Below are 12,812 nucleotides of genomic sequence, written 5' to 3' on the forward strand. Positions count from 1 at the left end.
CACGGGAATATCTGCGGCAGCGGGCTTGTAATGGGTTAAGTGATAACAGATGTCTGGAAATATAGGGGCAAATCCAATCCCCCTCTGATGCATAACATTTCCTTTTAATTGCAACTTTACTCGCCCTTCCGCTTTCAGTAGTGTGTCATCGCGCATTTCGACTTCTTCTTTGCAAGGACTGGATTTTCATGTTTTCTGGGCTGTTAATCATTCTGGTTCCCCTGATTGTGGGTTACCTCATTCCGCTTCGCCAACAAGCTGCGTTAAAAGCTATTAATCAGCTATTAAGCTGGATGGTTTACCTTATTCTCTTTTTTATGGGTATCAGTCTGGCGTTTCTCGATAACCTCGCCAGTAACCTGTTGGCGATTCTGCATTATTCTGCCGTCAGTATTACCGTTATTTTACTGTGTAATATTGCCGCCCTGATGTGGCTGGAGCGAGGCCTGCCGTGGCGCAACCACCATCAGCAAGAAAAACTCCCGTCGCGTATTGCGATGGCGCTGGAGTCGCTAAAACTGTGCGGCGTAGTAGTGATTGGTTTTGCCATTGGTCTGAGTGGACTGGCTTTCTTACAACACGCGACCGAAGCCAGTGAATACACGTTAATTTTGCTACTTTTCCTCGTTGGTATTCAGTTGCGCAATAATGGCATGACCTTAAAGCAGATTGTCCTTAATCGCCGGGGAATGATTGTCGCCGTGGTGGTGGTTGTCAGTTCATTAATTGGTGGTTTAATTAACGCCTTTATTCTTGATCTCCCCATCAATACCGCGCTGGCAATGGCCTCCGGTTTCGGCTGGTATTCTCTTTCCGGTATTTTATTGACCGAATCTTTTGGTCCGGTAATCGGGAGCGCGGCGTTTTTTAATGATCTGGCCCGTGAACTGATTGCTATTATGTTGATCCCTGGGCTGATTCGCCGCAGCCGCTCTACTGCACTGGGCTTATGCGGTGCCACATCAATGGATTTCACCCTGCCCGTTCTTCAACGTACTGGCGGGCTGGATATGGTCCCGGCGGCAATTGTTCACGGTTTTATTCTTAGCCTGTTAGTGCCGATCCTCATCGCCTTTTTCTCTGCGTAATACCTCTCTGGCGGTAGTTCCCTGCCGCCAAAATTGCGCTAAATCAATCTCCCTTAAAGTTGCATGAAAAATCCCTTTTATCCCCGCGTTAAGCGTCTTACCCTTAAACATGTATATTAAATATAACTTTAAAAGGTGTGATCATGTTTTGTGTGCAATGTGAACAAACTATCCGTACTCCGGCAGAAAACGGCTGCTCATACGCGCAGGGGATGTGTGGTAAAACGGCGGAAACTTCTGACCTTCAGGATTTACTCATCGCGGCGCTGCAAGGGCTTTCTGCCTGGGCGGTAAAAGCGCGTGAATACGGCATCATCAACCACGATGTTGACAGCTTCGCGCCACGTGCCTTTTTCTCAACCCTGACCAACGTTAACTTCGATTCTCCGCGTATTGTCGGCTACGCTCGTGAAGCGATTGCCTTGCGCGAGGCGCTGAAAGCACAATGCCTGGCTGTAGATGCCAACGCGCGCGTCGATAACCCGATGGCTGACCTGCAACTGGTGAGCGATGATCTCGGCGAGCTGCAACGTCAGGCAGCAGAATTTACCCCTAACAAAGATAAAGCGGCGATTGGCGAAAACATTCTCGGCCTGCGTCTGCTGTGCCTGTATGGCCTGAAAGGTGCGGCGGCCTATATGGAACACGCGCATGTTCTCGGTCAATACGACAACGATATTTATGCCCAGTACCATAAAATCATGGCGTGGCTGGGGACCTGGCCTGCCGATATGAACGCGCTTCTTGAGTGTTCAATGGAAATCGGCCAGATGAACTTCAAAGTGATGAGCATTCTGGATGCAGGCGAAACCGGTAAATACGGTCACCCGACGCCAACCCAGGTCAACGTCAAAGCGACGGCGGGTAAATGCATTCTGATTTCCGGTCACGATCTCAAAGATCTCTACAACCTGCTGGAACAGACCGAAGGCACGGGCGTTAATGTCTACACCCACGGCGAAATGCTGCCTGCGCATGGCTACCCGGAGCTGCGTAAATTCAAGCATCTGGTCGGTAACTACGGCAGCGGCTGGCAGAATCAGCAAGTGGAGTTCGCTCGTTTCCCTGGCCCCATCGTGATGACCTCGAACTGCATCATCGACCCAACCGTAGGCGCTTATGACGATCGTATCTGGACCCGCAGCATCGTTGGCTGGCCTGGCGTGCGTCATCTGGATGGCGAAGATTTCTCTGCGGTCATCGCCCAGGCGCAACAAATGGCGGGCTTCCCGTACAGCGAAATTCCTCACCTGATCACCGTGGGCTTTGGTCGCCAGACGCTGCTTGGTGCAGCCGATACGCTGATTGATCTGGTTAGCCGTGAAAAACTGCGTCATATCTTCCTGCTTGGTGGCTGTGACGGCGCACGCGGCGAGCGCCACTACTTCACCGATTTCGCCACCAGCGTGCCGGATGACTGCCTGATCCTGACCCTCGCCTGTGGTAAATATCGCTTTAACAAACTTGAGTTTGGCGATATCGAAGGTCTGCCGCGTCTGGTAGATGCAGGTCAATGTAACGATGCTTACTCAGCAATTATTCTGGCTGTCACTCTGGCAGAGAAACTGGGCTGTGGTGTGAACGATCTGCCGCTGTCGCTGGTGCTCTCCTGGTTTGAACAGAAAGCGATTGTCATTCTGCTGACGCTGCTTTCTCTGGGCGTGAAAAATATCGTCACCGGCCCGACTGCACCTGGTTTCCTGACACCAGACCTGCTGGCGGTGCTGAACGAGAAATTCGGCCTGCGTTCTATCACCACTGTTGAAGAAGACATGAAGCAACTGTTGAACGCGTAAGGAGTTTGTCGATGACGATGCCAACGAATCAATGCCCGTGGCGGATACAGGTTCATCACATTACGCAAGAAACGCCGGATGTGTGGACGATTTCCCTGATTTGCCACGATCACTACCCATATCGCGCCGGGCAATATGCACTGGTCAGCGTGCGAAACTCAGCGGAAACGCTGCGTGCTTACACCATTTCCTCCACGCCAGGCGTGAGTGAATATATCACCCTGACCGTGCGGCGGATTGATGACGGTGTCGGCTCCCAGTGGCTGACGCGCGATGTAAAACGCGGTGATTATCTCTGGCTTTCGGACGCGATGGGGGAATTTACCTGCGACGATAAAGCAGAAGATAAATTCCTGTTGCTGGCGGCAGGCTGCGGCGTCACGCCGATTATGTCGATGCGTCGCTGGCTTGCGAAGAACCGTCCACAGGCCGATGTGCGGGTGATCTACAACGTGCGTACGCCGCAGGATGTTATTTTCGCCGATGAGTGGCGTAACTATCCGGTAACGCTGGTGGCAGAAAATAACGTTACCGAAGGCTTTATCGCTGGTCGCCTCACTCGCGAACTGCTGGCAGATGTACCTGACTTAGCTTCACGTACCGTGATGACCTGCGGCCCGGCTCCGTATATGGATTGGGTAGAGCAGGAAGTGAAAGCGCTCGGCGTGACGCGTTTCTTTAAAGAGAAATTCTTCACCCCAGTAGCAGAAGCGGCGACCAGCGGTCTGAAATTCACCAAACTGCAACCGGCACGAGAATTTTACGCCCCGGTTGGCACCACGCTACTGGAGGCGCTGGAAAGCAATAACGTTCCGGTTGTCGCTGCCTGCCGTGCGGGTGTTTGCGGCTGCTGTAAGACAAAAGTGGTTTCCGGTGAATATACGGTGAGCAGTACAATGACGCTGACCGACGCCGAAATCGCTGAAGGTTACGTACTGGCCTGCTCCTGCCATCCGCAGGGGGATTTGGTTCTCGCATAATCGCCTTATGCCCGATGATATTCCTTTCATCGGGCTATTTAACCGTTAGTGCCTCCTTTCTCTCCCATCCCTTCCCCCTCCGTCAGATGAACTAAACTTGTTACCGTTATCACATTCAGGAGATGGAGAACCATGAAACAAACGGTTGCAGCTTATATCGCCAAAACACTCGAATCGGCAGGCGTGAAACGCATCTGGGGAGTCACGGGCGACTCTCTGAACGGTCTTAGCGACAGTCTTAATCGCATGGGCACCATCGAGTGGATGTCCACCCGCCATGAAGAAGTGGCGGCGTTTGCCGCTGGCGCTGAAGCACAACTTTCAGGAGAACTGGCGGTCTGTGCCGGATCGTGCGGCCCAGGCAACCTGCACTTGATCAACGGCCTATTCGATTGCCACCGCAATAACGTTCCGGTACTGGCGATTGCCGCTCATATTCCCTCCAGCGAAATTGGCAGCGGCTATTTCCAGGAAACCCACCCACAAGAGCTATTCCGCGAATGTAGTCACTATTGCGAGCTGGTTTCCAGCCCGGAGCAGATCCCACAAGTGCTGGCAATTGCTATGCGCAAAGCGGTGCTTAACCGTGGCGTTTCCGTTGTTGTATTACCGGGCGACGTGGCGTTAAAACCTGCGCCAGAAGGGGCAACCACGCACTGGTATCATGCGCCACAGCCAGTCGTGATGCCGGAAGAAGAAGAGTTACGCAAACTGGCGCAACTGCTGCGTTATTCCAGCAATATCGCCCTGATGTGTGGCAGCGGCTGCGCGGGGGCGCATAAAGAGTTAGTTGAGTTTGCCGGGAAAATTAAAGCACCTATTGTTCATGCCCTACGCGGTAAAGAGCATGTCGAATACGATAATCCGTATGATGTTGGAATGACCGGGTTAATCGGATTCTCGTCAGGTTTCCATACCATGATGAACGCCGACACGTTAGTGCTACTCGGTACTCAGTTCCCCTACCGTGCGTTCTACCCGACCGATGCCAAAATTATTCAGATTGATATTAATCCAGCCAGCATCGGCGCGCATAGCAAGGTAGATATGGCGCTGGTCGGCGATATCAAATCAACCCTGCGCGCATTGCTGCCACTGGTGGAAGAAAAAACCGATCGCAAGTTTCTGGATAAAGCGCTGGAAGATTACCGCGATGCCCGCAAAGGGCTGGACGATTTAGCTAAACCGAGCGAGAAAGCCATTCACCCGCAATATCTGGCGCAGCAAATTAGTCATTTTGCCGCCGATGACGCCATCTTTACCTGTGACGTCGGCACGCCAACGGTATGGGCGGCACGTTATCTGAAAATGAACGGCAAGCGTCGCCTGTTAGGTTCGTTTAACCACGGTTCGATGGCTAACGCCATGCCGCAGGCGTTGGGTGCGCAGGCAACCGAGCCGGAACGTCAGGTGGTCGCCATGTGCGGCGATGGCGGTTTTAGCATGTTGATGGGCGATTTCCTCTCAGTAGTGCAGATGAAACTGCCGGTGAAAATTATCGTCTTTAATAACAGCGTGCTGGGCTTTGTGGCGATGGAGATGAAGGCCGGAGGTTACCTGACAGACGGTACTGAGCTGCACGACACCAACTTTGCCCGCATTGCCGAAGCGTGCGGCATTACGGGTATCCGTGTAGAAAAAGCCTCTGAAGTTGATGAAGCCCTGCAACGCGCCTTCTCTATCGACGGTCCGGTGTTGGTGGATGTGGTGGTCGCCAAAGAAGAATTAGCCATTCCACCGCAGATCAAACTCGAACAGGCCAAAGGTTTTAGCCTGTATATGTTGCGCGCAATTATCAGCGGACGCGGCGATGAAGTGATCGAACTGGCGAAAACGAACTGGCTAAGGTAAAAAGGGTGGCATTTCCCGTCATAATAAGGACATGCCATGATTGATTTACGCAGTGATACCGTTACCCGACCGAGCCGCGCCATGCTCGAAGCGATGATGGCCGCCCCGGTTGGGGACGACGTTTACGGAGACGACCCTACCGTTAATGCTCTGCAGGACTATGCAGCAGAGCTTTCCGGTAAAGAAGCCGCCATTTTTCTGCCTACCGGCACTCAGGCCAACCTGGTCGCTCTGCTCAGTCACTGCGAACGTGGCGAAGAGTATATTGTCGGTCAGGCCGCGCATAACTATCTGTTTGAAGCCGGTGGCGCAGCGGTGCTGGGCAGTATTCAGCCGCAACCCATCGACGCGGCTGCCGACGGCACGCTACCGCTGGATAAAGTGGCGATGAAAATCAAACCCGACGATATCCATTTCGCCCGCACCAAATTACTCAGTCTGGAAAACACCCACAACGGCAAAGTGCTGCCGCGTGAATACCTGAAAGAAGCATGGGAATTTACCCGCGAGCGCAATCTGGCGCTGCATGTTGACGGTGCGCGCATCTTTAATGCCGTGGTGGCTTACGGCTGCGAACTGAAAGAGATCACGCAATATTGTGATTCGTTCACCATTTGCCTGTCGAAAGGTCTTGGGACGCCAGTCGGTTCATTACTCGTCGGTAATCGTGATTACATTAAACGTGCCATCCGCTGGCGGAAAATGGCCGGTGGCGGGATGCGTCAGTCCGGGATTCTGGCTGCCGCCGGGATGTATGCCCTGGAAAATAACGTCGCACGGTTGCAGGAAGATCACGACAACGCCGCCTGGATGGCGGAGCAACTGCGTGAAGCAGGCGCGGATGTGATGCGTCAGGACACTAATATGCTGTTTGTTCGCGTCGGGGAAGAAAATGCTGCCGCGTTAGGCGAATACATGAAAGCGAGAAACGTGCTGATTAACGCCTCGCCGATTGTCCGCCTGGTGACGCATCTTGACGTCTCGCGCGAACAACTGGCGGAAGTCGCCGCCCACTGGCGCGCATTCCTGGCGCGTTAAGGAGAGAGACGTGCCGCAACGCATTTTAGTTCTCGGTGCCAGTGGCTACATTGGTCAGCATCTGGTGCGCACACTCAGCCAGCAAGGGCATCAGATCCTAGCGGCGGCACGTCATGTCGACAGGCTTGCAAAGCTGCAACTGGCAAACGTCAGTTGCCATAAAGTCGATCTCAGCTGGCCGGATAACCTTCCGGCCCTGTTGCAGGATATCGATACCGTCTATTTTCTGGTGCACAGCATGGGCGAAGGCGGCGATTTTATCGCTCAGGAGCGCCAGCTGGCTCTCAACGTCCGCGATGCGCTACGTGAAGTACCAGTTAAGCAATTAATCTTTCTCAGTTCGTTGCAGGCCCCGCCACATGAGCAGTCGGATCATCTGCGAGCTCGTCAGGCTACGGCGGACATTCTTCGTGAAGCGAATGTACCAGTGACCGAACTTCGGGCCGGAATTATCGTTGGCGCAGGTTCAGCGGCGTTCGAAGTCATGCGCGATATGGTCTACAACCTGCCAGTGTTAACGCCGCCACGCTGGGTACGTTCACGCACCACGCCCATCGCGCTGGAAAACTTGCTGCACTATCTGGTGGCGCTGTTAGACCATCCAGCCAACGAACACCGCATCTTCGAAGCCGCCGGACCAGAGGTGCTCAGTTATCAGCAACAGTTTGAACATTTTATGGCGGTGAGCGGTAAGCGCCGCTGGTTGATCCCCATCCCCCTCCCCACCCGCTGGATTTCGGTGTGGTTTCTCAATGTGATTACTTCCGTACCGCCCACCACCGCCAGGGCGTTGATTCAGGGGCTGAAACACGATCTGCTGGCAGATGATACCGCGCTACGTGCACTCATCCCACAACGGCTGATCGCTTTCGATGACGCGGTACGTAGCACGTTGAAAGAGGAAGAAAAACTGGTCAACTCCAGCGACTGGGGCTACGACGCTCAGGCCTTTGCCCGCTGGCGACCGGAGTACGGTTATTTCGCCAAACAGGCGGGGTTTACCGTTAAAACGTCCGCCAGCCTTGCGGCTTTATGGCTGGTGGTGAACCAAATCGGCGGTAAAGAGCGTTATTTCTTTGGCAATATTTTGTGGCAGACACGGGCGTTGATGGACCGCGCGATCGGTCATAATCTGGCGAAAGGCCGCCCGGAGCGCGAATATTTACAGACCGGCGATGCGGTGGATAGCTGGAAAGTGATTGTCGTTGAACCGAAAAAGCAACTTACGTTGTTATTTGGCATGAAAGCGCCGGGGCTGGGACGACTGTGTTTTACCCTGGAAGATAAAGGTGACTATCGTACTATCGATGTCCGCGCTTTCTGGCATCCGCACGGTATGCCGGGGCTGTTTTACTGGTTATTGATGATCCCCGCGCATCTGTTTATTTTTCGCGGAATGGCAAAACAAATCGCCAGACTGGCAGAACAAAGCACAGATTAATCGACAAAACCTGCGTTATTCTTTCATGTTTCCCATTGCATCATGGGGGAAATCACGGAAGAATGCGCACGTCATTTTCTCAACAACAGTGGATTGATATGAAGGTACTGGTTACCGGCGCCACCAGCGGCTTAGGTCGAAACGCGGTAGAGTTTTTATGCCAGAAAGGCATCAGCGTGCGTGCGAGCGGTCGCAACGAAGCAATGGGTAAATTGCTGGAAAAAATGGGCGCAGAGTTTGTTCCGACGGATCTGACCGAGCTGGTTTCATCACAAGCTAAAGTGATGCTCGCGGGCATTGATACGCTGTGGCACTGCTCCAGCTTTACCTCACCCTGGGGGACACAACAGGCTTTCGATCTGGCTAACGTTCGCGCCACTCGCCGCCTGGGTGAATGGGCTGTCGCCTGGGGTGTGCGTAACTTTATTCATATCTCTTCCCCCTCCCTGTACTTCGATTATCACCACCATCGCAATATTAAAGAAGATTTTCGCCCTCACCGCTTCGCCAACGAGTTTGCCCGCAGCAAAGCAGCCAGCGAAGAAGTGATCAATATGCTTTCGCAGGCGAATCCACAAACGCGCTTTACTATTCTGCGCCCACAAAGTCTGTTCGGACCGCACGATAAAGTCTTTATTCCCCGTCTGGCGCATATGATGCACCACTACGGCAGTATTCTGTTACCGCATGGCGGCAGTGCGCTGGTCGATATGACCTACTATGAAAATGCCGTGCACGCAATGTGGCTGGCAAGCCAGGAAGCCTGCGATAAGCTACCTTCCGGGCGTGTGTACAACATCACCAACGGCGAGCATCGCACACTGCGCAGCATCGTGCAGAAGCTGATCGACGAGTTGAATATTGACTGTCGTATTCGTTCCGTCCCTTACCCGATGCTGGATATGATCGCCCGCAGCATGGAGCGTTTAGGCCGCAAGTCAGCAAAAGAGCCGCCGCTGACCCACTACGGCGCCTCCAAGTTGAATTTTGACTTTACGCTGGATATTACGCGTGCGCAGGAAGAGTTAGGTTATCAGCCGGTCATCACCCTGGATGAAGGCATCGAGAAAACTGCCGCCTGGCTACGCGACCACGGAAAACTGCCGCGCTAATCCTGCCCGTATTTCTCCAGCAATGCTTCGGCAATCGCCTGAGTTTCTGCATCCGCTTCGCCGTTATATAACGTCGGGCGGAAATGCATCTGGAATGCCATAATCACGCGCCGCTGCTCGCGCGGTGTCATATCAGGTTTTACGTCATAACCGTAGCGCGCCAAAAGCTCCAGCAATGACGCGGTATCTACCGGTGTGTGCGGCGCGCGCCCGGCAAGGTAAAAGTTCACCCGCTGCGCATCCGGCCAGGCACCAATCCCCTGCTGCGCCAGTTGCTGCCAGGGAAATAATGGCCCCGGATCGTCTTTGCGCTGCGGTGCGATATCCGCATGTGCCACTACGTTTTCCGGCTTGATGTGATAACGGGCAATAATATCTTTCGCCAGCGGAATAAGCGCCTGAATCTGTGCCTGTTCAAACGGGGCAAAATATTTCACTCCGGATGATTTTTGCCAGCCACGGTTTTCCAGCTCAATGCCAATAGAGGTGTCGTTAAGGCGCGTTGCCCCGCGCCAGGCGCTAATCCCCGCATGCCAGGCCAGTTCTTGTTCCGGCACCAGTTGCCAGATGCGCGGTTTACCGTTGTATCGCGGTGGCACCGCAGGGATCAGATAATGCGAGCTGACCTGCTTATCAGTCAGTGTCGCCAGCGAGCTATCAAAATCATCTGCGGTGTAGTGGATCACCAGCACTTTAATGCGCGGATACGCCGCCTGCGCCTGGTGTCGGGTATCAAGCTGATATCCCTCTTTCTCGACAATGCCTTTTTCGCCTGCACACCCTGCCAGTAACAGAGCGGCAGCGACCAGCCAGAAGACTCTTCTCATCGACGCGTTTTCACCGCCGTACCGCTGACGCTAACCATCAGCATACTGCCGTTTTGCCCGACCGTTTCGTAGTCGATATCAATACCAACTACGGCATCGGCCCCCAGCGCCCGCGCCTGGGAGCCTAATTCCTCAAAGGCGATCTCCCGTGCTTTACGCAGTTCTTTTTCATACGCACCGGAACGTCCGCCAACGATATCGCGGATACCGGCAAAGAAATCACGGAAAATATTGGCACCTAAAATCGCTTCGCCGGTCACCACACCGCAATATTCAACGATGGTCAGGCCTTCCAGAGTTGGGGTTGTAGAAAATTGCATGATCGATCTCCTTGTTTGTTAAGCCTTCGATCTCTAAAGCATTATCGGACTGATATGCCATGTTGGGAAGAAGGTTTTGATCAGTTTAGGAAATCATCTCATTGTGTCAAAAACACCCACTTAAGTCTTTACGATTATCCGTTGCATAACCCGATATTGGTTTCATTATAGGGTACCGCTTACCTGTCTTATTATTTTGCACCAACAACATTAATGAGCGGAAAGAGGCAACTTATATTGTAAATGACTCCTAAAGTCTTCCCCATCTTGTGACTGAGGTCTATACCGCTGGATTGCTTTTTGGTCAGCCGCCGCAAAACAAGAAAGTAATAAGATCTCAATGCTTTTGTCATTAATATAAGCGAAGATCATTCTTGCAAACTCGTATATAAACGCCCGATCCTGAGCGCTTAATAGTTTAATACAATATTTATTTTTAAGAGAGAAAATAATTTCAAGGAAAGCATCCGCAGCAACCTTCACGTTATTCCCGGCGTTCATATTATATATATCCCTTGCACAGATAGAGTACAGAGATAGTAAACAGCCATACAAATAATCACTTATTAATTCTTTTGTCCATTTTACAGGCAACCAGGGTTTTATCTTGACACCATGCATACTACATTCATGAAAAAGACATTTGCTGAGATTAACTCTTATCATATCAACATTGAAAAAATTGCAGTTAATAAATTTTAAAGAATGAGTATTTACGTTATTAATTTTAACAGATCTAAACGAAATATTTTTGAATGCACTGTTTATTACATTGCTATTTGTTATTTTAACATCACCTAAACTGCCGTTTTCAAAACAACATTTTTTCAATATGCTTTCATTCACAACAGTGTGTGATAAATAGAGATTACTTATGTTTTGCTTTATTAATGCCACGTCATTAAAATGACTATATTTAATGAAACAACCATCATTGAGTAGTGTTTTAAGATTGACTAAATTACTTGCATCTTCACGTACCATCGTGGCAACTGGAACAGGCAGAGACATGAAAACTTCTTCATTCACCATCAAGTGAATCATGCATTGCGTTCCCTTTGTCATATCCACACTTACGCTACAAATATCGTGGTAATGCGAAGAGTGCATTTCAGGAAACAGATTAAACACGGTATCTTGAAAGGCACTAAATCGTGTTAATAAATCCTGATAATGAACAGGTTTTGTTTCAAAATTATCATCAGCAAATCCAAGCACTATTGCATGCTCTACATCTAACGCAGTTTCAAATGACTCTTCTTCTGTAAAATCATTATTTAAAACCTCACCTGACGTATTATCACTGTCATAAAAAGTGCTCATCAATGCGATATTGTTTGTTACAGCGTCTTTATCGATATTCTCACTAATAGCATATCGCCTGCTATAATCATAAAAATGAATAAATGCGTCCTTTATAAAGGATATATATTGTTCTTTGTTAAAGTCAATACGACTGTATAACTTTTCAAAAATCACATTCGCAATCTTACTACCAATGGTATACCTGTATAATAATGGGTGCGATTCAATCGTAAAATACTTATCTAATTGTTCTTGTAATTTATTCTCATAGTCCAGTGGGAAAAGAAACTGTTGTCTTTCAAGTTTTCCATTCGATACATTACGTATTCCAATAGAGATTCTTTCATTACCCGCTTTTATTTCAACTTCGTTATCTTCTGATTTACCCAGATATTTTTTAACATCAATCTCGAAAGTATTGCTAAAAAATGTATTAAATTGGTAATTCGCTGATGGAATATTTTCCGCGAGCAACACATCATTTTTTATGAGATCACTGTCAGCATTTATTGCTAATATCAGATGCAAGTAGATGGTATCCCATGTAGACAACTCACCCTTACGACTGGGATTTAATATCGCGAAAAATTCCCTCAGTGAATCCAGGAAATTATCACTTTGATTTAGTTGTGTGCCTGGAAATGATGATGCTTGATCAGATATATTGTTTATCATATTAAAAATCACCCAAGAAAAACGATAATCCACCGAACTCCTCGCGCTTTATAATTATAAAAGCACAACGCCTTTTGTATTTATATTAATTAACGAAATACTGAAGCAATTTAATTTATTCTTCACTCAAATTCATTAGCTTAAATTCTTTACCCACAATTGTAGCATAAATAATATTATCGAGAGTCAAAGCTGGGACTATCAAATTTCGCTCATTTTCAAAAATACAACGTAATTTTGGCAATCATCTTAATCGCAGGATCTCTTATCGCATGTGAAAAATTTTGTAATGATTAGACAATAACCGCATTCATTTATCACGCGTTATAAATGTGAAACTGGCTTCTTGCAGATGCTCTTAACCTCTACAGGAGGATTT

General features: G+C 49.9%; 10 protein-coding genes. 7 read left to right on the forward strand and 3 right to left on the reverse strand.

The genetic code is table 11. The features are described 5' to 3' along the window. Positions 1-188 precede the first annotated feature (188 nt). From lysO to ABZJ92_RS10075, 7 genes are all read left to right on the forward strand, one after another. Entirely contained in the window at positions 189-1,088 is a 900-nt protein-coding gene (gene lysO / locus ABZJ92_RS10045) for an L-lysine exporter LysO (protein ID WP_005048376.1), read from the forward strand. A gap of 143 nt (positions 1,089-1,231) precedes the next feature. Continuing rightward, positions 1,232-2,884 carry a hydroxylamine reductase gene (hcp, locus tag ABZJ92_RS10050; protein WP_000458767.1) on the forward strand — a complete coding sequence of 551 codons (1,653 nt, stop codon included), beginning with the start codon at positions 1,232-1,234 and terminating at the stop codon, positions 2,882-2,884. Between the two features lie 11 nt (positions 2,885-2,895). Beyond that, entirely contained in the window at positions 2,896-3,864 is a 969-nt protein-coding gene (gene hcr, locus ABZJ92_RS10055) for an NADH oxidoreductase (RefSeq protein ID WP_000178634.1), read from the forward strand. 132 nt (positions 3,865-3,996) lie between these two features. Further along, entirely contained in the window at positions 3,997-5,715 is a 1,719-nt protein-coding gene (gene poxB, locus ABZJ92_RS10060) for a ubiquinone-dependent pyruvate dehydrogenase (RefSeq protein ID WP_000815381.1), read from the forward strand. A 36-nt stretch (positions 5,716-5,751) separates the two neighbouring features. After that, complete coding sequence (gene ltaE / locus ABZJ92_RS10065; protein WP_000566370.1) at positions 5,752-6,753, forward strand: low-specificity L-threonine aldolase; 1,002 nt, start codon at positions 5,752-5,754, stop codon at positions 6,751-6,753. Positions 6,754-6,763: 10 nt separating this feature from the next. Next, positions 6,764-8,194: an SDR family oxidoreductase gene (locus tag ABZJ92_RS10070; RefSeq protein ID WP_001136527.1), complete on the forward strand. Its 1,431-nt coding sequence runs from the start codon at positions 6,764-6,766 to the stop codon at positions 8,192-8,194. Positions 8,195-8,292: 98 nt separating this feature from the next. After that, positions 8,293-9,306: an NAD-dependent epimerase/dehydratase family protein gene (locus ABZJ92_RS10075; protein ID WP_005048387.1), complete on the forward strand. Its 1,014-nt coding sequence runs from the start codon at positions 8,293-8,295 to the stop codon at positions 9,304-9,306. Here ABZJ92_RS10075 and amiD read toward each other — a convergent pair. The 3 genes from amiD to ABZJ92_RS10090 form a co-directional block, all read right to left on the reverse strand. Next, positions 9,303-10,133, reverse strand: a complete 831-nt coding sequence (gene amiD / locus ABZJ92_RS10080; RefSeq protein ID WP_001255158.1) for an N-acetylmuramoyl-L-alanine amidase AmiD — start codon at positions 10,131-10,133, stop codon at positions 9,303-9,305. The two genes, ABZJ92_RS10075 and amiD, sit on opposite strands and share 4 nt — an antisense overlap. Further along, entirely contained in the window at positions 10,130-10,453 is a 324-nt protein-coding gene (locus ABZJ92_RS10085; RefSeq protein WP_001160722.1) for a heavy metal-binding domain-containing protein, read from the reverse strand. Before ABZJ92_RS10085 ends, amiD begins: the two co-directional genes overlap by 4 nt. A gap of 210 nt (positions 10,454-10,663) precedes the next feature. Continuing rightward, entirely contained in the window at positions 10,664-12,433 is a 1,770-nt protein-coding gene (locus ABZJ92_RS10090; RefSeq protein ID WP_005048392.1) for a pentapeptide repeat-containing protein, read from the reverse strand. Positions 12,434-12,812: the final 379 nt, after the last annotated feature.

The sequence above is a fragment of the Shigella sp. FJ200513 genome (genome assembly GCF_040495915.1).
Lineage (GTDB): Bacteria > Pseudomonadota > Gammaproteobacteria > Enterobacterales > Enterobacteriaceae > ECMA0423.

What these genes read in the sequence shown, in the direction of transcription:
- lysO (WP_005048376.1), top strand. Translation starts at nt 189, where the DNA reads ATGTTTTCTGGGCTGTTAATCATTCTGGTTCCCCTGATTGTGGGTTAC.
- hcp (WP_000458767.1), top strand. Translation starts at nt 1,232, where the DNA reads ATGTTTTGTGTGCAATGTGAACAAACTATCCGTACTCCGGCAGAAAAC.
- hcr (WP_000178634.1), top strand. Translation starts at nt 2,896, where the DNA reads ATGACGATGCCAACGAATCAATGCCCGTGGCGGATACAGGTTCATCAC.
- poxB (WP_000815381.1), top strand. Translation starts at nt 3,997, where the DNA reads ATGAAACAAACGGTTGCAGCTTATATCGCCAAAACACTCGAATCGGCA.
- ltaE (WP_000566370.1), top strand. Translation starts at nt 5,752, where the DNA reads ATGATTGATTTACGCAGTGATACCGTTACCCGACCGAGCCGCGCCATG.
- ABZJ92_RS10075 (WP_005048387.1), top strand. Translation starts at nt 8,293, where the DNA reads ATGAAGGTACTGGTTACCGGCGCCACCAGCGGCTTAGGTCGAAACGCG.
- amiD (WP_001255158.1), bottom strand. Translation starts at nt 10,133, where the DNA reads ATGAGAAGAGTCTTCTGGCTGGTCGCTGCCGCTCTGTTACTGGCAGGG.
- ABZJ92_RS10085 (WP_001160722.1), bottom strand. Translation starts at nt 10,453, where the DNA reads ATGCAATTTTCTACAACCCCAACTCTGGAAGGCCTGACCATCGTTGAA.
- ABZJ92_RS10090 (WP_005048392.1), bottom strand. Translation starts at nt 12,433, where the DNA reads ATGATAAACAATATATCTGATCAAGCATCATCATTTCCAGGCACACAA.